The organism is Natrinema pallidum DSM 3751, assembly GCF_000337615.1.
Classification (GTDB): Archaea; Halobacteriota; Halobacteria; order Halobacteriales; family Natrialbaceae; genus Natrinema; species Natrinema pallidum.
This window is the reverse complement of record NZ_AOII01000039.1, coordinates 1-18,135: the sequence shown is the minus strand read 5'-3', so window position 1 is coordinate 18,135 and position 18,135 is coordinate 1. Positions and strand designations below refer to the sequence as shown.

Below are 18,135 nucleotides of genomic sequence, written 5' to 3'. Positions count from 1 at the left end.
GCGTCACGACCGTGTCCCATTCGAGAGCCGCACCGCTGTGGTACGAGTCGGGCTCTCAGGCGTCGACCGGCCGCCCGTCTTCGGTCGGCGGCGCGATATGATCGACGTACTCCTCGAGGCTGGGGTCCTCGACGCGGACTCGAACGGCAATCTCGCCGAGTTCGTCCGGTTTACCCACGGAGAAGTTGACGTACTCCTCGAAGGCCGCCTGCTTTTTGAGCGCAAACGAGAAGGTGTCGCCCTCGCGAGTGGCGAAGAACTCGCCGCGGGCAGTGTCGAGGATTTCCTGGCGGTGGAGCAATTCCGAGAAGTGATCGAGCGCGTGGGCTTCGCCCCTGATCTCACCGACTCCCTCCTCGATGTCGGCGGTGGGAAAGACGTTGGCCACGGCGTCGCGTACGCGACTCGTAACCTCGGTATCGTAGACCGGTGCCGTGATCTCGACGTCGATGCGGTAGATTTCGCTCATGGGTCCGATTCCGCTTCCGCGCGTTTCCGTTCGTCGGTTCCTGCCCGGATGATCGACCGGATTTCCTCGTGGAAGGCCTCGAGCGAGTCGGTATTCTCGACGACGACGTCCGCGCGATCCATGGCCTCGTCCATCCCGAAGCCGCGTTCGCGCTCGTCGCGCGCCGCCAGTCCCTCGCCACCATCACCCTCGCTCGCGTCCCGACCGCGCTCGTCGAGCCGCTCGGCGCGGAGTTCGAAGGGAGCCTCGATACTGACCAGCGTGAACGCGTCGCCGAACGCCTCCTCGAAAACGTCGACCTCGACGCCGGAGCGGATACCGTCGACCAGTACCGTCTCGTGTTGCTCGAGGCGGTCCTCGAGCAGCGGCAGCGACCGCGTGGCGATCGCCGCCGGGCCGTCCTCCTCGCGCAGCGCCTGCGCGACCGTCCCATGATCCTTCGCGGGGTCGAGCCCGCGGTCAGCCGTCTCCTGGCGGACGACATCGCCCATCGTCACCACCGGGAGTCCGTCCTCGCGTGCGACGGTGGCGGCCTCGCCCTTGCCGCTGCCGGGAAGTCCCACCGTTCCGATGACGTGCATCGAGCACACGTACCGGCGAGGCGGGCATAAACGCTGTGTTCGTCACACGGGGTGGACCGTACTGGCGGCTCGAGTCGACTGACGATCTTTCCCCGGTGTTTCTATGCAACGGTTTCGACGACCCGTATCCGGACGGCTATCCCAGGGACTGGGGTACTGAGTGAGTCGAACTGTCCGTCCGTCCCTCCCGAAGAGACGGTCGATCGCGATCGGAAATCCCAACCGCTTATACCGTTCCGTCGTGGAGTCGGACTCGAGGGCACGTAGCTCAGTCCGGAAAGAGCGTCGGACTTCTAATCCGACGGTCGTGGGTTCAAATCCCATCGTGCCCGTACGAAAACTATCGTTTTCGGACTGCTAACCAGAAGTCCGTGTTACGGTCGGTGTTGCTCAGATTCGACGGATTACCGATTCGGTTATCTGTCCGAGAACCGGAATTTCGTTCAGCAGTTGAACGCACCCTCTCGCCGATCGGAAGTTCGTGTCGACGGCGGACAGTCCTCAAGCGGTACTGAGGAGTTAGGACTCGTACGTGAGTTCCTTCACACTGTTGGCAATATCGTAGAGGAGGTAGATCACGGAAAATCCCATCCCGGTCCATATCCACGTCGTTATGGGACCCTGACTAGCCCTATCGGCGGCGGCCCAAACCCCAACAAAGGCGGTGCTGAGAATGATTGCAGAGACGACCAGAACGTTCTTTATTGGAGGGTTAGACTGCGGAGCACCTTGTTGTTCGTTCATAATACTGAAATGCAATTAAGACGATATTTGTTTATTGGTTCTCTCGGATCGCGGTCTAGCAAGCGATCACTACAGTCCGGCACTACTCAACGGGGCGGTGGTTCGCGATGAGCCGCCTTATCTCCGGTATTGCACTTCTCGTTGGGGTCTACCTTGCATTGCTCGAATCGCCACCCCTCTCTTACGCTGGCTGGGTTCTCGTTCTTTCAGCCTCTCTTTTCGTCGTATATGATACACTCACTGTTAACAGGCATACGAGAGGCTAGCTCGAATCGAACGAAACCTTCGCCGCTCGGTTCCACAGTAATCACCACCACCGTGCCACCGCAGTACCGGAAAGTTACTCGAGCGATGGGAGTTGAACGAGGCGACGATCGATACTCTACATACGTCGATATATTACTATTAGGAACACTCACGTTCGAAACAATCGCAGCGAGAGTATGGTCTCGTTTCGAGCCATCGGTGAGAGCGGTATCGATCGTCGAGCGTTCGTCTCGTTGCTCGGGACGACGACGGGTGCGCTCGCGCTGTCCCGATCGTCCGACGCGGTTACGACTACTGACTCAGCGTCCGGCGATGGACTCGAGTCCCTCTCATTTTACTCGACGGCGTCACAGGTGAGCGCGGCGTATGGGCCACTCACCGATGAGGAACACGTCGTCGCGTGGGCGTCCGAGAACGCGTACGTGACGAGTACCGACGACGGAACGGACGACGCTGATGTCGTCTCATACGAGGACGCACGCATCCCGCTGATCACGCAGGACGGCACCGTGATGGGGATCGGCAGTGCCGGCTTTCTCAGCGACGAGCGCGGCGGTTTCACTGTCGGCAACGAGGAGTTCGTCCTGAACGCCTGGGAGCAACTGCTGGGGCCGGAGGGGACGGTGCTGTGGGACGAGAGTCACGAGCAGTATTGGGACCTCTCAAGGCACGACACCTTCCGGCGCTATGCCGACGACAACGGCTACGAACTCCGGGCGCTCGAGGAGTTCGCAACCGATGGAACGACCCTGCAGTTCTATTCGACGGCGAGTCAGGTAGCACCCGGTGGCGACGTGCTGACCGAGGCACACCTCACCGCGGACGACGACTTGGAGGTCCTGGCGTGGGCGGAACCGACGGCGACGAACGGCGATCGGACTGGGTCCGATGCCGTCGAGTACGGCGACGCCGAGCGGATTCCGCTGCTCACCCGCGACGATCGGGTGGTCGGGATCGGTGCGCCGCTCGTCGAGGACGACAGCGATCACGAGGAGAACCGGGCGTTCGTCCGGGGCGTCTGGGACGCGGTGATCGACGGCGGGACCGTCTACTGGGACGAGAGCCACGACCAGTACTACGATACCGACCGGTTCGAGACGTTCATCGCCGACGCCGAGGGCGACGGGTACACCGTCACCGCCGCCGACGACCTGCGGGCGGTTCTCGAGGGTGCGAGCGACGGCGCGGACGAAACGACGGCTCCCGACGCCGATGCGGTCGTGATCACGACGCCCGCGACAGCGTTTACCGACGCCGAACTCGCGGCCCTCGAGTCGTTCGTCGCCGACGGCGGGGCCGTCTTGCTCCACGACCAGTCCGATTACGGCGGCCACAACGAGACGGGTGCCCTCAATGAGATCGCCGCGCGACTCGACCTCGGGTTCCGGTTCAACGCGGATCAGGTCGCCGACGATACGTCTGGCTGGGACGAGCACGTGTTCACGACGGCGGCCGTCGACGAGACGTACGTCCCGAACGAGTCGGGATCGGTCGGGCTGGCGGACGCCGACGGACTCGTGATCACGACGCCCCAGTCGACCTTCGATGAGTCGGAACTCGCGGCCCTCGAGTCGTTCGTCGCCGACGGGGGCGCGCTCTTCCTGTTCGATCAGTCGGACTTCGGCGGGAACGATCGAACGGGGATTCTGAACGAGATCGCCGAGCGACTCGACCTCGCCTTCCGGTTCAACGGGGGACAGGTCGAAGACGAGGTCCGAAACGCCGGTCCGGTCTACGAGCCGGTCGCGACGGAGTTCTCGCCCGCATTCGACTACTTCGACGGGCGGGACGGAATCGGGATCGAGTTCGACCGCCACGGAGAGTACTACGGACGAATCACCCGCGTGTTCGACGGCGACACCGTCGAGGTCGAGTTCGACACCGAGTACGGCCACCGCGAGATCGTTCGCAACGTCGGCGTCGATACTGCGGAGACGCCGCCGACGGCGGCCAGCCCCAGGGAGTGGGTCGGCATTCCCGACGACGCGACCGTTCACCTCCACGACTGGGGGGAGCGCGCGGCGGCGTTCGCCCTCGAGCGGCTGGCACCCGACGGCGCGGCGGTCGACGAGGGTGATCTCGAGGGTCGCCACGTCAAGATCACCTTCGACGAGGCGGAGCCGATACGCGGGAACTACGGGCGACTGCTGGGGTACCTCCACTACGATCCCGACGACTTCACGGCCGACTTCGACGCCGGCTCGTTCGCCGTGAACTACAACCGACGGATCGTCGCGGACGGGTACGCCCGCGTCTACTCGTCGGGCTTCGCGGCCCACGACGAGTTCGCCGCGCTCGAGGAGAACGCCCTCGCGGCGGGTCGAGGGGTCTGGTCGGCATCCGATGTCGACGCGCGCACCGCCATTCGCAACGAGCCTGTCGAAGACCTGTTCGTCCCATCGGCCCGGAGCATTCGCAGCGCTCGGGGCCGGACCGGCGGTCGCGTCCGGGACGAGCGGGTCGCCGTGTCGGCGGCCGCGAGCGCCGAGCAGCACCTCGAGGGCGATGGCGTCGCCTACGACGGCGACGTTCCGCTGGTCGGCGTCGATGAACGGCGACGGGTGGCGCTCGTCGGCGGGCTGCTGATCGACGAACGCTACGAGGCGGACGAGGGCTTCGGCGCGGACACGAGCGGCTACGGCAACTTCCCGTTCCTGACGAACCTGCTCGACTGCCTCTCCGAGACCGACGGCGACGTGATACTCGCCGGCGGACAGGGTCAGTTCAACGCCGCGGGCTCGCTCTCCCTCGAGGACTGTAAGTACTACCGCCGGTATCTCGAGGGGGTCGACGAACGGCTCCGCCAGATAAACGATCTCGAGCGCACGCTGCCCGACGAATCGGAGCCGCCGCGTGCCGTTTTGCTCTCCGCGCCCGCGCACGAACTCGCGGTCGGCGATTGCCTCGCGTTGCGCGAGTATCGGAACGCGGGCGGCGCGGTCGTCCTGCTGGGCAGCGCGGCGGCCGACGCCGATCACACCCGACACCTGAATCGACTCGCCGCCCAACTCGGGACGGACCTCCGGTTCAACACGGATCGGGTCGTCGACCCGGATCGGAACCTCGCGGACGATCCTGCGGTCCTCGAGACGGCGGCGTTTAATCACTCCTTCCCGCTGTTTGACGCCTACGAGCCGTCGGACCGGACGGACGACGCCGACGAGGCACCCGGCAACAGCGGTCACGCGCGGGGCCACCGCGGCAACGGTCCCGGCAACAGCGGCCAGACACCGGGCCACGGCGGTAGCCCGCCGGGCAATAGCGGCCACACACCCGGACATCACGGTGGCGGGAAATAGCGGACCCACGCCCGGTCGGTCGGTGGTAGGCCGGGCCGCAGTCGGTGGGCCCCGTGACCGGTAACACCGGTGTTACGAGGTTGTCCCGGGGTAGCTGCTGGATTGATACGACTGCGGGACATTGTGTACCCACATGAGCGACGAAGCGACCGTAGACGACGCGTCAGTGATCGTTGTCGGCGGTGGCCCCGCCGGCCTGAGTGCAGCCCTCTTTGCCGCGAAGAACGGCCTCGAGACGACGCTGTTCGACACCGACGAGACGTGGATGCACAAGGCACACCTGTTCAACTACCTCGGGATCGGCTCGGTCGGCGGCAGCGAATTCATGGCGACGGCCCGCCAGCAGGTCGACGACTTCGGTGCCGATCGCCGACAGAACGAGGAAGTGACCGCGGTCAGCGAGGCCGGCGACGGCTTCGTGGTCGAGACCAGCGTTGTGTCGGAGACGCAACGAGCAGACGGCGACGCCGTCGACGCCGACGGCGAGTACGAGGCCGACTTCGTCGTCCTGGCGACGGGCGCGAACCGCGACATCGCCGACGACCTCGGCGTTGCCTTCGCCGAAGACGGGACCGTCGATGTCGGCGTCGAAATGGAGACCAGCCTCGCGGGCGTCTACGCGACCGGCGCGATGGTCCGCGCCGAGGAGTGGCAGGCCGCGATCGCCGTCGGCGACGGGGCCGCCGCAGCGCTCAACATCCTCTCGAGCGTTCGTGGGGAGCACTACCACGACTTCAACGTTCCCGCCGATGCCGAGCGCGTCTTCGGCAACCACCTCGCGGAGTAACCCGATCGAACCCGTGTCGGGACCGATACGAGACCAGATTCAACCACCATGTCAGACGACCACAGCACTCCAGTCACCGCCGAACTGCCGGACAGCCCCATTCACACCACCGGAACCGATCACATCACCATCTGGGGGTCCAACGAGGACGATACGATCGAGTTCTACCGGGACCTGCTCGGGATGCCGCTGGTGTTGCGCCAGCCGAACCTCGACGACCCCTCTCAGACCCACCTGTTCTTCGACACGGGCGACGGTCGCATCCTCACCGTCTTCGTCAGCGACGACCGCCCGTCGAACCAGCGAGGACAGCGCGTCGGTACCGGTGCCGTCCACCACCTCTGTTTCAGCATCGATCCGGACGAGTACGAGGACACGATGCGGGCGCTGGCGGACGCCGGCCACCAGTACAACGTCTTCGATCGGGGCATCTTCCACTCGATCTACACCACGGACAACAACGGCCTCGTCATCGAACTCTCGGCGGACAAGTACGAGATTCCCGACGACCGCCGGGGCGACGTGCTGGCGAAGGCACAGGAACGCCGCGAGGAAGACGGTGCCGAGTACGCCAAGGACGAACACCTCCGCGGTGCGATCGACGCACTGGGTCTCGAGGTGATCGAATACGACCTTCCCGAAGCCAGTTCGGGCGTCGGTGGCGTCGAATGAGCGCGGACCGCATCGACGGGCCGCATCAAAACCAGCCGCTCGTGACGGGCGGGACCGACCTCGCGGACGCTGACGCGGCGCTCGTGTGCACTCACGGCCGGGGCGCAAGCGCCCGCGGGATGCTCCGGATCGCCGACGAGGTCCACCGCGAGGGCGTCGCGGTTCTCGCCCCGCAGGCCGCGCGACAGACCTGGTACCCGGACTCGTTTCTGGCACCGGTCGAGCGCAACGAGCCCGGCAGATCATCGGGCCTGCAGGCCATCAGCGATGCCATCGAGACGGCCATCGACGCCGGGATTCCGACCGATCGGGTCATGCTACTCGGCTTCTCGCAGGGCGGCTGTCTCGCCAGCGAGTACGTTGCGCGCAACCCGCGGCGGTACGGCGGGGTGGCAGCCCTCAGCGGCGGACTCATCGGCGCGCAGCTCGACGACGACTACCCCGGCGACCTCGAGGGAACGCCGGTTTTCCTCGGCTGTAGCGACGACGATCCCCACATTCCCGAAGAGCGGGTCCACGACACGGCCGCCGTGTTCGAGGAGATGAACGCCGACGTCACCGCACGGCTCTACGAGGGGATGGGCCACGGCATCAACGAGGACGAACTGGCGGCCGTCGCGGACCTAGTTGCGGCGCTGGTCGACTGAGCGGCGAGAGTGAGCCACGGCCGTCCTCGCGTGTCCGATCAGCGGATAACGGTAACCGGCATGGGGGCGCGTCGGACGATTTTTTCGGCGACGCTGCCGAGCAGGACGCGGGAGAGACCGGACCGTCCGTGGCTTCCGATGACGATGTGGTCGACGTCGTGGTCCTCGGCGAACCGAACGATTTCGCGCGCGGGCTTCCCGACGACGGTCTCGGTCCGAAACTCGATGTCGGGGTCGCCGACGATCGCCGCGATTTCGTCGGGGAGTTCCTCGGAGACCGTCTCCTCTCGCTCCCGAAGCATCTCCTGGACCATATTGATCCCCGCCTCCGTGGACCCGCCTGCCGCCTCGACGACGCGCAGCAGCACGATCTCGGCGTCCGGATACGTCGAAAACGCGTGTTCGACTGCCTTCTGTGCGGGCTTCGACCCATCGTACGCGACGAGTACTTCCATACGTCTGATAGCTCTTCCGAGAGTATAAACCCATTCGGTGGCACCCACCCGGGTCGCGATCGCCGGTACCGGTCAGCGTCGTCGATCGTACGCCTGTTGTCGCCGGCCCCGACGGCGGATTCGTCCCGCGGGCCCACGCGATGCGTGCCGATATCCGCCCGCTCGGAACCTACTCTTCGAAGCCGTCCTCGAACCGGAACGTCCCGTTTCGCTGGATCACGTCGCCGTCGACTTCGATGAACGAGTCCTCGCTCATGTCGACGATCATGTCGACGTGGACCGCCGAATCGTTGGCCTCGTTGCCCTCACCGACGGTATTGTCGTAGGCCCGACCGACGGCCATGTGGACGGTGTCGCCCATCTTCTCGTCGAAGAGCATGTTGTAGGTGAACCGGTCGATGTCGCGATTCATTCCGATACCGAGTTCGCCCAGTCGGCGCGCGCCGTCGTCGGTGTTGAGTACTTCCGTCAGCACGTCCTCGTTCTTCGCTGCCGAGTGGGAGACGACCTCGCCGCCCTCGAACTCGAGGTAGACGTCCGTGATCTCGCGGCCCTGATGGTACAGCGGCATGTCGAACAGCACCTCGCCCTCGACGCTGTCGGGTTGGGGCGCGGTGAAGACCTCGCCGCCGGGGAGGTTATGCTCGCCGTGGTCGTTGATCGTCGGGTTGCCGTCGACGGACATCGTCACGTCGGTCGTGTCGCCGCTGACGATGCGGACCTCCGCGGCGGGGTCCATGATCTCGACCATGTTCGCCTGATGTTCACGCTGTTCGTCCCAGTCCTTGTTGACGGCGTCCCAGACGAAGTTCTCGTAGCCCTCGGTGCTCATCTCCGCGAGCTGGGCGTTGGCCGGCGCGGGGTACTGCGTGAGACACCAGCGCTTGGAGAGCCGCTCCTCGAGAATGGGGCGCTGGGCCTGCTGGTAGGCCGCGCTGATTTCGGGGTCGACATCGCTGGTCTGGGTGGCGTTGTCCGTCGCGCGAACGGCGATGTAGACGTCCGTGTTCTCGATGAGCGCGAGTTCGTGTTCGGGCGTTTCGAACTCGTCGTCGGCCGCGCGGAGATACGCACGCTGCTGTCGTTTGCCGGTTCGCTGGCTCGTCGTGACCGGGTTCGCTCCCAGGTCGCCGATCACTTCGTGGAGCGCGACGACCAGATCCTCGGCGACCGGGTGGGCATCGATGACGACGTTGTCGCCCGCCTCCAGATCGACCGAGTGGTTGGCGATGATCTCTGCGTGTTCGCGGATTCGCGGGTCCATGCATGAACGTACAGCGGACGGCGGGATACTGTTTTCGAAGCGGGATTTAGACGCCCCCTCGTCTGACAGTCGCTTTTAGACGATGCAAGACATCGATCGGAAACTCAAACGGATCTCTACCGAGTGCGACCGAACCTGGCCACAGAAGGTGCTCAATTGAGTCACCCTACTCTTGGAATCTGATCGGTCGCTCTTTCGAATTTACGTTCTCTATTCATAGATTTCTGCCATCGATCTCCCTACCACACCCACGATTACTAATATATGAAATATGCAATATTAATATATGAAAAACTAATATGACGGAAAATTATAAGTTGCATCAGATATGTCTGTTGTATATGGCGAACAGCAATTCACCAAACTTCGATAGACGAAACGTATTAAAATCAATAGGAATCGGTGGAACGATTTCCATTATTCCCGGTATCGCGGCTGCTGATCAGCAAGATATCGATAACGACGTAACGATTGAGAGAATTGAACCGCGCGAAGAAGGACGGTCCGTTGAAGATACAGAGGCGATTATCGACAGCGAGAAGATAACGTCACTAGCAGACAGTGTGGAGGCAGAAACGAGGCTCTCACGAGACCTTGAGACTCCGCTTTCTCTCGAGCTCGTTACGGATAACCAGAAACTCAATGCCGCCGAGCCGGTCATCACACACATCCCGTTTAAACCGCCGAACGCGGAACAATTCTCGCCAAACAACAGCGGTATTATTTTCGCGATTTCGATCAAAGAGGATGGGGAGCGGAACCCCATCGCCGCCTTCGCAGGTGCTCGCGAACGTACTGATGGGGCAAATGTTCAGAGTGATCTTAGTCTTCAAAGCAGCGAAGCGGGCAGTCAGGTCCGAATGACCACGTTCGGACAACAAAACGGACGTGTTAGGAAGATCAATGAAACGACTGAATCAGCAGTTGGTGTTTCTTCGGACCTCCAGCCGAAAGCGAGCTTTCCGGAGCCATCTTGTACGGTTTGTATGACGCTAGTAGACTCGGCCTGTGTTATCGGCTCGGGTACCCTCAGCTATGGTGCCTGTGTTGACGCTGTCGTCGCTACGGCTGCGCTATCAGGTCTGGGCAGCCTGGCAGTCGGTGCCTTGTGTACATACCTCGTTTCGCAGACTGGCGTCACCTGTACCGTCGGTACGCTCGCAGCGTGCACAGCGGTCGGTTGGTGCGACGCAACCCAGTAAGTGAGCGGCTCTCACGAACTGTATTTCACACTCCAGTACACCGCTATAATTCGGTCCGACAACCGCCATCACTCCCCAATTCTATCGCTGGGGACAGTGGTCGTACGCGGGGGTGCTCGAGTTCGATATTCGCGGCCTGTTCGGTCAAGTTCTCCGGCTCGGTCCGACTGAGTCCTCTATTTAGAACCGGCCGCTAATGGGGAGTTTTTTGTATGTCAATGGTGTGGGTTACCTATGAAAATTTCCGATCAAGAACCGCGAGTTAGAACATCGCTAGAAATCGGCGCAGGTCTCGCCTTGCTAACGAAATGGGTCGTCGCCGTTTTTCTCGCATACTACCTCTATTCCACCGGTCTCGAAACCATCGGGGTGCTAGGCGGTATTACCATCACCATCATGACGGTACGGTGGCTATACGTGTACTGGCCGCCGTGGAAGCGGCCTGACGAGTGGATGGATACGACTAGCGATCAGTGAGTCCGAGTTGCTAAGTATATCGTTCTACGTTTGATGCTGAATATGTATGCGGGGGAACGGGACATGCCAGACTCGCCAAATTTTTGATTGGAAACTCGAGGACGCGTTCAGCCGATACGGTCTGCTGTACGTCATTGCCGGCGCAATCCCGATGCTCTGGGGGTGCGCCGGTAAATCGTTACAGTAATCCGTATGACGGCTTGTCTCGGCGATCAGCGGTCGCCGCGCATTCCGTCGCGGAACTCGAGGACCGTCCGGCGCACGAGGAGATAGCCGAAGAAGACGAGCGACAGCAGGATCACGACGACCGCGACGATGACGGGATCGTCGGGAAGGAGACCGATGATGGAATCCAGCATATGCCGCGGCTACACTGTCAGTGTGGTTAACAGTTTCGACCTCGCTTGGTTGAATCCGCGCCGACGTCTCGCTAATGAAATAGTAACTAAAACTGGTCTTTCAGCTTGCGCTGACTATAACGTCGTCTGACTACTCGGTTGAGATCGGCCTCGATCGCTTCCCCTCCACCGATTCGAGGATCGCCCTCGAGATCGAGGCCACCGTCCCCGACGATCACTACCTCCCGATCGCACCGGCCGCTCGTGCCCGTTCCCGTCCGACACTCCGGTTCGAACGGGCGGCCGGCACCGATCGATACCGATCGCATATCCGCCGGTCCCCGCTGGCGCTGTCGCTCGTTCTGTCGCTCCCCTCCACCGGCTCGCCACCGTCCTCCCCACAGTCTCGGCGAGCTACGCCGTCGGCACGCCGAACGCCTCGAGCACCGCCCCGTCCGGTTCGCGAATCTCGCCCTCGAGCCCGCTTTCGCCGTCCCCGCGTTCCTCGAGCACGGCGAACCCCGGTCGATTCCCGCGCGGATCGGCGTGGCTGCCGGGGTTGAGCAGGACGGCCTCGTCGGTCTCGACGACCGTCGGCCGGTGGGTGTGTCCGGAGACGACGACGTCGGCCCCTCGCGAGCGTCCGAACATCGCGAGCCCCGTCTCGCCGCCGTCCCGTCGGTGCGTGACGGCGAACCGGACGCCACCGGCCTCGACGACGCGCGCCGTCGGAAGTCGGTCGCGTACCGCCGCACTGTCGGCGTTTCCGTGGACCGCGTCCAGCCGATTACACTCCGTCTGAAACGCCTCGAGCGCTGCCTCGGTCGTGAAGTCGCCGGCGTGGATGACGGTGTCGGCCTCCCGGGCCGCGGTCAGTGCGTTGCCCTCGAGTTCGTGGCCGCGACTGCTGTGCGTGTCGGAGAAAATCGCGATCATGATCGGCCTTCGCCCGTCACTGACAGGTCCCTTTCGGATGCGGTCCGCGATGCGTCCGGGAGCGCGGCCCGGAGGGGAGTCGATCGGCTTCGGTCGGCGGCCGAAGCCGATCTAGAGCGGCTTATACTTTTAGGGCGTCCCTTCGTAGTCGCCGTCGATGGCCAGTAGTACCTCCGTCGTGCTCGCCGCACTGTTCGCGAACGGTGCGATCGCGGTTCTGAAGTTCGGCGGGTTTCTGTTGACCGGGAGCCCGGCGATGCTGTCGGAGACGTATCACTCGATCTCGGACACGGGGAACCAGATCTTCCTGCTGATCGGGATCACGTACGGCGCACAGGAGGCGACCCGCGAACACCCGTTCGGTCACGGGAAGGCGCAGTTCTTCTACAGCCTTCTCGTGAGCGTCATGCTCTTCGGGATCGCCGGCTGGGAGAGCGCCCGTCACGGTTACGACGCTTTGACCCACGGCGGCGTCCACCGGGCGAGCGAGGACGTGACGCTGCTGGGACAGACGTTCGATCCGGTTTTCGTCAACTACGCCGTGTTGCTCGGGGCGATCGTGTTCGAGTCCTACGCGCTCTGGAAGGCCTACCAGGGAATCAGCCGCCAGATGGACGAGTACGGCTGGACCACCCTCCGCGAGGCGTTCCGCAAGACCAGCGACGTGACGACCCTGACCGCGCTCACCGAGGACACCATCGCGCTCGCCGGTGCGGGGATCGCCCTCTTCGGCGTGTATCTCACGCGGACGACCGGGAACCCGATGTACGACGCCGCCTCCGCGCTCCTCATCGGACTCATGCTCATGGGATTCGCGGTCGCGCTCGCCTGGCAAAACAAGCGGCTCATCCTCGGCGAGAGCCTGCCGAAGGAGGCCGAGGACGAACTTCGCGAGATCGTCGCGGGCTGGGACGGCGTCACCGAACTCGTCGACTTCCGAACCGTCTACTTCGGTGCCGAGGAGTTGCTCGTCACCGCCGACGTGGCCTTCGAGCCCGATCTCGACGCCGAGACGATCAACGACCGTATCACCCAGATCGAACTCGCCCTGATGGACCACGACGAGCAGGTCGAGAAGGTCTACATCGAGCCCGAGACGTAGCCCGCGGTCGTCCGACCGCGCTATTCTTCGCGTTTGTCGTCCGTATCGTCGTACCTCGCTACGACCGTCGAGCCCGGCGGCCGATCGTTCAACACCGCCGTCACCGTCGTCTCCTCGAGATCGACCGTCGACTCGAGGGGCTCCCAACCGTCCGCCGTGTCGACGGCGACCGCGACGTCGGTCGGGCTCGCGCCGGGGGGTAGCTTCGAGGGATCGTAGACCAGAGCGATCCTGACCGCTTCGACCGCCTTCAACTCCTCGTACGCCACGAGATCGACGGGATCGGCGAGCGCGTCGACCGGCGGCTCGTGGCCGCTCTTCCGGAGGCCGAACGCGTCGGGGACGACGCCGGCCACGAGGTCGACGCGCGCCCCCACCCGCTCGAGCGGATACTCGGCGACGGCACTCGAATCGTATCCGGGAATGGGCATACGAGGGGCAGGGACTCGAGACGGATGGCCCTGTAGCGCGCGATCGCCGGCCGGGTGTTGGCGGGCATCCCCGCCGTCGGTCATGTAAACGGAGCGTCCGAATCGAGACGAATCCTTTTATCGCAGCGCGAACCTATCGTCTCGTGTGTCCGAGACTGCCGGGTACATGCGCTTTTTCCCGTACGACCAGCCGTACGAGAACCAGCGCGAGGCGATGGACCGCATCCACAACGCCCTCCACCGGGGTCAGGACGTCCTCTTCGAGGGGGCCTGCGGGACCGGCAAGACCCTCTCGTCGCTCGTCCCCGCCCTCGAGATCGCTCGCGAGCAGGACAAGACGGTCGTCATCACGACCAACGTCCATCAGCAGATGCGTCAGTTCGTCGCCGAGGCCCGCGCGATCACCCGCGAGGAGTCCATCCGCGCGGTCGTGTTCAAGGGAAAAGCGTCGATGTGTCACATCGACGTCGGCTACGAGGAGTGTCAGACGCTGCGGGACAACACCCGCGCCGTCGTCGACGCCGAACGCGACCGCGAGCAACTCGAGCGCCGGCAACGCGAACTGCTCGCGGCGAGTCAGGACGGCGACGGCTCGGCGGCCGACGCTCGCTCGGCGGTGATGGACGAACTCGAGACCATCGAGGAGCGACTCGAGGAGTTAGCAGAGCAGACCGTCTGTGACTACTACCGGAACAACCTGACGCAGAACACGGACGACTTCTTCGGGTGGCTCTTCGAGGACGTCCGCACGCCGGACGAGATTTACGACTACGCCGACCGACAGCAGTTCTGCGGCTACGAACTCCTCAAGGAGGGGCTCGAGGGCGTCGATCTGGTCGTCTGTAACTACCATCACCTGCTCGATGCGACCATTCGCGAGCAGTTCTTCCGCTGGCTGGGCCGCGATCCGGACGATATCATCGCCGTCTTCGACGAGGCCCACAACGTCGAGGACGCCGCCCGCGAGCACGCGACTCGGACCTGCTCCGAGCGGACGTTCGACGCCGCATTGGACGAGGTAGCCGACGCGGACGATCCGCGCTCCGAGGACGCCGCGAACGTCCTCTCGGCGTTCCACCACGCGCTCGTCGAGACCTACGAGGAGTCCCTCGGGTTCGGCGACCGCGAGGGGATCGACAACACCTGGTCCGACGTGTCGATCGCCAACGAGGACCGCAAGGACGATCTCACGCTCGCGTTCCTCCAGCGGTACTCCGGTCGGGGGATCGAGGACGATCTCGAGGCCGCGATGAAACTCGGCCGGAAGCTAGACGAGCAGTACGAGGAAGCGTATCGGGAGGGCGAGACGGCCACGCGGACGGAGTGTCAAACCCTCCAGGCTGCCGGCTTCATCAGTGCGTGGATGGCCGAGGGCTCGGCGGAGGGGCTCTATCCGGTCGTCGCCGTCACCCGTGACGCCGGCACCGACGAGGTGTACGGCCGCGCGGAGCTGTACTCCTGTCTCCCGCGGCAAGTGACCGGCACGTTGTTCGACGAGATCTACGCGACCGTCCTGATGAGCGCAACCATCCAGCCGTTCGAGGTCACGGGGAACGTGCTCGGTCTCGAGGACACGGTGACGATGGGCTACGGGCTGGGGTTCCCCGCGGAGAATCGCCGCACGTACGCCGTCGAGACGCCGCCGTTGTTCTCCTCGGATCGCGACGATCCTGCCGTCCAGGAGACGGTCACGGAGACGATCCACGACGCCGTCCGAATGACGCCGGGCAACACGCTCGCCTTCTTCCCCAACTACGGCGAGGCGAGCCGGTACGCCGACCGGCTCGTGAGCCGCAGCGATCGGACGCTCTACCTGGACGAGCCGGGCCAGTCCGTCGAGGAACTCCGGCAGCAGTTCGTCGCGGACGACGGCGCGGTGCTCTGTACCTCGCTGTGGGGCACGCTCGCCGAGGGCGTGAGCTTCGACGGCGACGACGCGAACACGGTCCTGGTCGTCGGCGTCCCCTATCCGCACCTGGACGACCGCGCCGAGGCAGTCCAGGACGCCTACGACGTGGCCTTCGACGGCACCGACACGGGCTGGCGCTACGCCGTCGAGATCCCGACGATCCGCAAGACCAGGCAGGCCCTGGGCCGGGTCATCCGCTCACCCGAGGAGGTCGGCGTCCGCGCACTGCTCGACCGACGCTACTCGAGGCGTGCGAAACCGGACCTCGGCAAGTATAGCGTCAACGGCATCTTCCCCCACGAGGAACGCGAGGAACTGATCGATATCGACCCGGAGAAGCTCAAGTTCTCGATGCTCAACTTCTACGGCGGTCACGACGCCTACGACGGCGACCCGCCGGCTCCGTGACCCCAACCCGCGGGGTCAGGACGGCAACGAAACGCGGCTCACCGGCAGCTTGTCCGTCCCGTCCCAGAACTCGAGTTCGCTGACCGTCCATCGAATCGGGTCGATCTCGCGGTCGGCTAGTCGGCGTGCGGTCGCGAGGTCGCCGCCGCGGGCCAGCGTCACGTGCGGCACGTAGTCGCCGCCCTCGAGCCCGTCGACGGGTTCGAAGGCCTCGGTGAGGGCGGCGTGAACGTCCTCGAGTCCGGGACTGTCGACGGCTAAATAGACCACTGGAGCCGAACCGAGCGGCGGGTCCTCGAAGTAGTCGATGCCCGTGATCGCGGCCTCGACGGCGGGGGTTCCCTCGAGCGCGCGGTGGGCACGGTGTTGAAGCTGTGCGACGTGGTCGGCCTCGCCGAGTCGCTTGAGCAGACAGGAGTGATCCTCGCGGACGGTCTCGAACCCGATCAGGTCGGGATGGAGCCGGTTCGCGAGCTGCCGGACGCGACCGGGGACCGGAACGTTGACGCTGTACACTTCAGTCGCGGTTGGGCCGAGGCGGCTATCAGTCTGCTGGTCTCACGGGGGACGATTCGACGCCGGATTAGAGTCGGTCGAGCAGCCAGAGGCCGATCAGTACGGCGATCGCGAACTGGACGACGAGGGCGAACGGACCGAGCAGGCTCGTGAGACCGTTGATCACCGCGCCGATGATCTCGAGCACGAGCAAGACGGCGACCAGCCCGAGGACGAGTTTCAGCAGGGTCTCGATCTCGAGTTCGCCGCGCGTGTCGAACATACGGCCATGCTTGGGAGACTAGCTGAAAAACACGTCGGTACGGTGGTCGGAAAGACCTATTTAGACGGCTCCGGCATGTCATAGTAATGGAGGCGAGGGGGCTGCGGGCCCTACTGTGTGTGCTCGTGGTGGTTGCGTCTTCGATCGCGTTCGTCTCGGCGGCGGCCGGTGTCACGGCGGACGTCGGGACACAGCGAGCGGCGCTACAGGAAGCGCCCGGGGGCGACGCGAACGGCACGCCGACGCTCGGAGAGGCGGACCAGACGTATATCGACGTGTTCATCACCGAGAACGGCTCGGCGCGGGTGACGGTCGACTACCAGTTCTACCTCGCCGACGAGAACCGGTCGGCCGAGTGGGAGTCGTTGGAGGCGAACATCTCGAGCGAGACCGACTGGTACGTCGCCGAGGAACGCCGGAGTTGGAACGAGACGCTCTCCAAAGGGGAAAATGCGACCGATCGGGAGATGTCGCTCTCGAACGTCTCCATCACCACGGAGACGACGTCCAGACCGGAGGAGATCGGCCACGCGAAGGTTGCATTCGAGTGGGCTCACTTCGCACACGTCCAGGTCAATCGGATCGAGGCGGGCGCTGCGCTCTCCGGCTTTACGCTCACCGACGGGACGACGTTGCAGTTCCGCTGGCCCGAAGAGTACGCCATCTACGAGAACGAGGGTGCGCCGCAGGTGAAGCCGTCGCCCGACGAGTCGGGTGCCGGATCGGTCGGCTGGGAGGGCGAACGGAACTTCCCCGACGGCGAGCCCCGGGTCGTGCTGATACGGGACAGCGACGCGGGCGCGAACGAGCCCCAGTCCGCCGAGGAACCGTCGATGCCGTGGACGATCGTCGCGCTCGCGCTCGCGTTGCTCGCGACCGTCGGTGCGGCCGGCTGGTTGCTCGGTCGCAGACGGTCGGACGGCGAGGCGACCGTCGCCGAGGACGAGGCCGTCCACCGACCCGACGGCGCGGCCGATTCCGAGCGGTCCGTCCCCGACGACCCCCCGCCGGAGTTGCTGAGCAACGAGGAACGCGTCCTGCGACTGCTCGAGGCACGCGGCGGCCGGGTCAAACAACAGCAGGTCGTCTCGGAACTGGACTGGACCGAGGCCAAGACGAGTCAGGTCGTCGGCGACCTGCGCGAGAACGACGAGATCGAGGTGTTCCGAATCGGGCGGGAGAACGTGCTGACGTTACCCGACGACTAACGGTGTCCCCACGTGTCGGCCGGCCCTGCCGATCCCGCGTCGGGACCATCGAGCGCGCAGGGTAGTGTTCAGAGTATGTGTTTACCCCCAGAAATCGCAGGAGGACAGTAGGTTCAAAATCGGGGAATTCAATTAGAAATCCGTAAAATTCGACCGCCGTC

The 18,135-nt window shown here is 64.2% G+C and carries 20 protein-coding genes and 1 tRNA gene; 10 read left to right on the top strand and 11 right to left on the bottom strand.

Annotated features, from left to right (window positions below; translation table 11 throughout):
• Positions 1-55 precede the first annotated feature (55 nt).
• Together C487_RS06220 and C487_RS06215 are read right to left on the bottom strand one after the other, a co-directional pair.
• Positions 56-469, bottom strand: coding sequence for an RNA-binding domain-containing protein (locus C487_RS06220; RefSeq protein ID WP_006184849.1), 414 nt, complete (start codon positions 467-469; stop codon positions 56-58).
• On the bottom strand, positions 466-1,050 hold the full coding sequence (locus C487_RS06215) for an AAA family ATPase (protein WP_006184847.1): 585 nt from the start codon (positions 1,048-1,050) through the stop codon (positions 466-468). Before C487_RS06215 ends, C487_RS06220 begins: the two co-directional genes overlap by 4 nt.
• A gap of 257 nt (positions 1,051-1,307) precedes the next feature.
• Between C487_RS06215 and C487_RS06210 the strand changes: the two genes are divergently transcribed.
• Positions 1,308-1,382 (top strand) — tRNA-Arg (locus C487_RS06210).
• A 187-nt stretch (positions 1,383-1,569) separates the two neighbouring features.
• On the opposite strand, the gene C487_RS06205 is transcribed toward C487_RS06210, so the two are convergent.
• Positions 1,570-1,794 (bottom strand): hypothetical protein, encoded by a 225-nt coding sequence (locus C487_RS06205; protein ID WP_006184846.1) that lies wholly within the window; start codon positions 1,792-1,794, stop codon positions 1,570-1,572.
• 443 nt (positions 1,795-2,237) lie between these two features.
• On the opposite strand from C487_RS06205, the gene C487_RS06200 reads away from it, so the two are divergent.
• The 4 genes from C487_RS06200 to C487_RS06185 all read left to right on the top strand — a co-directional run bounded on the left by C487_RS06200 (position 2,238) and on the right by C487_RS06185 (position 7,466).
• Complete coding sequence (locus C487_RS06200; protein ID WP_006184845.1) at positions 2,238-5,360, top strand: thermonuclease family protein; 3,123 nt, start codon at positions 2,238-2,240, stop codon at positions 5,358-5,360.
• A 133-nt stretch (positions 5,361-5,493) separates the two neighbouring features.
• Positions 5,494-6,147 (top strand): FAD-dependent oxidoreductase, encoded by a 654-nt coding sequence (locus tag C487_RS06195; protein ID WP_006184844.1) that lies wholly within the window; start codon positions 5,494-5,496, stop codon positions 6,145-6,147.
• Positions 6,148-6,195: 48 nt separating this feature from the next.
• Positions 6,196-6,819, top strand: coding sequence for a VOC family protein (locus tag C487_RS06190; protein WP_006184843.1), 624 nt, complete (start codon positions 6,196-6,198; stop codon positions 6,817-6,819).
• On the top strand, positions 6,816-7,466 hold the full coding sequence (locus C487_RS06185; RefSeq protein ID WP_006184842.1) for an alpha/beta hydrolase: 651 nt from the start codon (positions 6,816-6,818) through the stop codon (positions 7,464-7,466). The genes C487_RS06190 and C487_RS06185 overlap by 4 nt, the downstream gene beginning before the upstream one ends.
• Before the next feature lie 38 nt (positions 7,467-7,504).
• Here the strand turns inward: C487_RS06185 and C487_RS06180 are convergent, their stop codons facing one another.
• Positions 7,505-7,921, bottom strand: coding sequence for a universal stress protein (locus C487_RS06180; protein WP_006184841.1), 417 nt, complete (start codon positions 7,919-7,921; stop codon positions 7,505-7,507).
• Positions 7,922-8,090: 169 nt separating this feature from the next.
• Positions 8,091-9,185: an aminopeptidase gene (locus C487_RS06175; RefSeq protein WP_006184840.1), complete on the bottom strand. Its 1,095-nt coding sequence runs from the start codon at positions 9,183-9,185 to the stop codon at positions 8,091-8,093.
• A 341-nt stretch (positions 9,186-9,526) separates the two neighbouring features.
• Here C487_RS06175 and C487_RS20185 point away from each other — a divergent pair, with 341 nt between their 5' ends.
• Together C487_RS20185 and C487_RS06170 are read left to right on the top strand one after the other, a co-directional pair.
• Positions 9,527-10,387: a hypothetical protein gene (locus tag C487_RS20185; protein WP_138655205.1), complete on the top strand. Its 861-nt coding sequence runs from the start codon at positions 9,527-9,529 to the stop codon at positions 10,385-10,387.
• A 234-nt stretch (positions 10,388-10,621) separates the two neighbouring features.
• Positions 10,622-10,864: a hypothetical protein gene (locus tag C487_RS06170; RefSeq protein ID WP_006184839.1), complete on the top strand. Its 243-nt coding sequence runs from the start codon at positions 10,622-10,624 to the stop codon at positions 10,862-10,864.
• 212 nt (positions 10,865-11,076) lie between these two features.
• On the opposite strand, the gene C487_RS20960 is transcribed toward C487_RS06170, so the two are convergent.
• From C487_RS20960 to C487_RS06160, 3 genes are all read right to left on the bottom strand, one after another.
• The gene (locus tag C487_RS20960; protein ID WP_006184837.1) at positions 11,077-11,223 is read right to left on the bottom strand and encodes a DUF7859 family protein; all 147 of its coding nucleotides are present in this window, start codon (positions 11,221-11,223) and stop codon (positions 11,077-11,079) included.
• Between the two features lie 86 nt (positions 11,224-11,309).
• Complete coding sequence (locus C487_RS06165; protein WP_006184836.1) at positions 11,310-11,531, bottom strand: hypothetical protein; 222 nt, start codon at positions 11,529-11,531, stop codon at positions 11,310-11,312.
• Between the two features lie 85 nt (positions 11,532-11,616).
• Positions 11,617-12,138, bottom strand: a complete 522-nt coding sequence (locus C487_RS06160; protein WP_006184835.1) for a metallophosphoesterase — start codon at positions 12,136-12,138, stop codon at positions 11,617-11,619.
• Positions 12,139-12,295: 157 nt separating this feature from the next.
• Here C487_RS06160 and C487_RS06155 point away from each other — a divergent pair, with 157 nt between their 5' ends.
• Positions 12,296-13,240: a cation diffusion facilitator family transporter gene (locus C487_RS06155; protein WP_006184834.1), complete on the top strand. Its 945-nt coding sequence runs from the start codon at positions 12,296-12,298 to the stop codon at positions 13,238-13,240.
• Positions 13,241-13,260: 20 nt separating this feature from the next.
• Here C487_RS06155 and C487_RS06150 read toward each other — a convergent pair whose 3' ends face one another.
• Entirely contained in the window at positions 13,261-13,671 is a 411-nt protein-coding gene (locus C487_RS06150; protein WP_006184833.1) for a hypothetical protein, read from the bottom strand.
• 166 nt (positions 13,672-13,837) lie between these two features.
• On the opposite strand from C487_RS06150, the gene C487_RS06145 reads away from it, so the two are divergent.
• On the top strand, positions 13,838-15,988 hold the full coding sequence (locus C487_RS06145; protein ID WP_049907981.1) for an ATP-dependent DNA helicase: 2,151 nt from the start codon (positions 13,838-13,840) through the stop codon (positions 15,986-15,988).
• Between the two features lie 15 nt (positions 15,989-16,003).
• Here the strand turns inward: C487_RS06145 and C487_RS06140 are convergent, their stop codons facing one another.
• Both C487_RS06140 and C487_RS06135 read right to left on the bottom strand, forming a co-directional pair.
• Entirely contained in the window at positions 16,004-16,504 is a 501-nt protein-coding gene (locus C487_RS06140; protein ID WP_006184831.1) for a 2'-5' RNA ligase family protein, read from the bottom strand.
• 67 nt (positions 16,505-16,571) lie between these two features.
• Positions 16,572-16,766, bottom strand: a complete 195-nt coding sequence (locus tag C487_RS06135) for a DUF7554 family protein (protein ID WP_006184830.1) — start codon at positions 16,764-16,766, stop codon at positions 16,572-16,574.
• 86 nt (positions 16,767-16,852) lie between these two features.
• On the opposite strand from C487_RS06135, the gene C487_RS06130 reads away from it, so the two are divergent.
• On the top strand, positions 16,853-17,974 hold the full coding sequence (locus C487_RS06130) for a helix-turn-helix transcriptional regulator (protein WP_006184829.1): 1,122 nt from the start codon (positions 16,853-16,855) through the stop codon (positions 17,972-17,974).
• The last annotated feature ends 161 nt before the right edge of the window (positions 17,975-18,135 follow it).

Excerpts from the sequence above, each read along its gene's own strand:
- C487_RS06205 (WP_006184846.1), bottom strand. The coding sequence starts at position 1,794 with ATGAACGAACAACAAGGTGCTCCGCAGTCTAACCCTCCAATAAAGAAC.
- C487_RS06160 (WP_006184835.1), bottom strand. The coding sequence starts at position 12,138 with ATGATCGCGATTTTCTCCGACACGCACAGCAGTCGCGGCCACGAACTC.
- C487_RS06175 (WP_006184840.1), bottom strand. The coding sequence starts at position 9,185 with ATGGACCCGCGAATCCGCGAACACGCAGAGATCATCGCCAACCACTCG.
- C487_RS20185 (WP_138655205.1), top strand. The coding sequence starts at position 9,527 with ATGGCGAACAGCAATTCACCAAACTTCGATAGACGAAACGTATTAAAA.
- C487_RS06215 (WP_006184847.1), bottom strand. The coding sequence starts at position 1,050 with ATGCACGTCATCGGAACGGTGGGACTTCCCGGCAGCGGCAAGGGCGAG.
- C487_RS06165 (WP_006184836.1), bottom strand. The coding sequence starts at position 11,531 with ATGCGATCGGTATCGATCGGTGCCGGCCGCCCGTTCGAACCGGAGTGT.
- C487_RS06180 (WP_006184841.1), bottom strand. The coding sequence starts at position 7,921 with ATGGAAGTACTCGTCGCGTACGATGGGTCGAAGCCCGCACAGAAGGCA.
- C487_RS06155 (WP_006184834.1), top strand. The coding sequence starts at position 12,296 with ATGGCCAGTAGTACCTCCGTCGTGCTCGCCGCACTGTTCGCGAACGGT.
- C487_RS06190 (WP_006184843.1), top strand. The coding sequence starts at position 6,196 with ATGTCAGACGACCACAGCACTCCAGTCACCGCCGAACTGCCGGACAGC.
- C487_RS06185 (WP_006184842.1), top strand. The coding sequence starts at position 6,816 with ATGAGCGCGGACCGCATCGACGGGCCGCATCAAAACCAGCCGCTCGTG.
- C487_RS06145 (WP_049907981.1), top strand. The coding sequence starts at position 13,838 with ATGCGCTTTTTCCCGTACGACCAGCCGTACGAGAACCAGCGCGAGGCG.
- C487_RS20960 (WP_006184837.1), bottom strand. The coding sequence starts at position 11,223 with ATGCTGGATTCCATCATCGGTCTCCTTCCCGACGATCCCGTCATCGTC.
- C487_RS06135 (WP_006184830.1), bottom strand. The coding sequence starts at position 16,766 with ATGTTCGACACGCGCGGCGAACTCGAGATCGAGACCCTGCTGAAACTC.
- C487_RS06220 (WP_006184849.1), bottom strand. The coding sequence starts at position 469 with ATGAGCGAAATCTACCGCATCGACGTCGAGATCACGGCACCGGTCTAC.
- C487_RS06195 (WP_006184844.1), top strand. The coding sequence starts at position 5,494 with ATGAGCGACGAAGCGACCGTAGACGACGCGTCAGTGATCGTTGTCGGC.
- C487_RS06150 (WP_006184833.1), bottom strand. The coding sequence starts at position 13,671 with ATGCCCATTCCCGGATACGATTCGAGTGCCGTCGCCGAGTATCCGCTC.
- C487_RS06170 (WP_006184839.1), top strand. The coding sequence starts at position 10,622 with ATGAAAATTTCCGATCAAGAACCGCGAGTTAGAACATCGCTAGAAATC.
- C487_RS06130 (WP_006184829.1), top strand. The coding sequence starts at position 16,853 with ATGGAGGCGAGGGGGCTGCGGGCCCTACTGTGTGTGCTCGTGGTGGTT.
- C487_RS06200 (WP_006184845.1), top strand. The coding sequence starts at position 2,238 with ATGGTCTCGTTTCGAGCCATCGGTGAGAGCGGTATCGATCGTCGAGCG.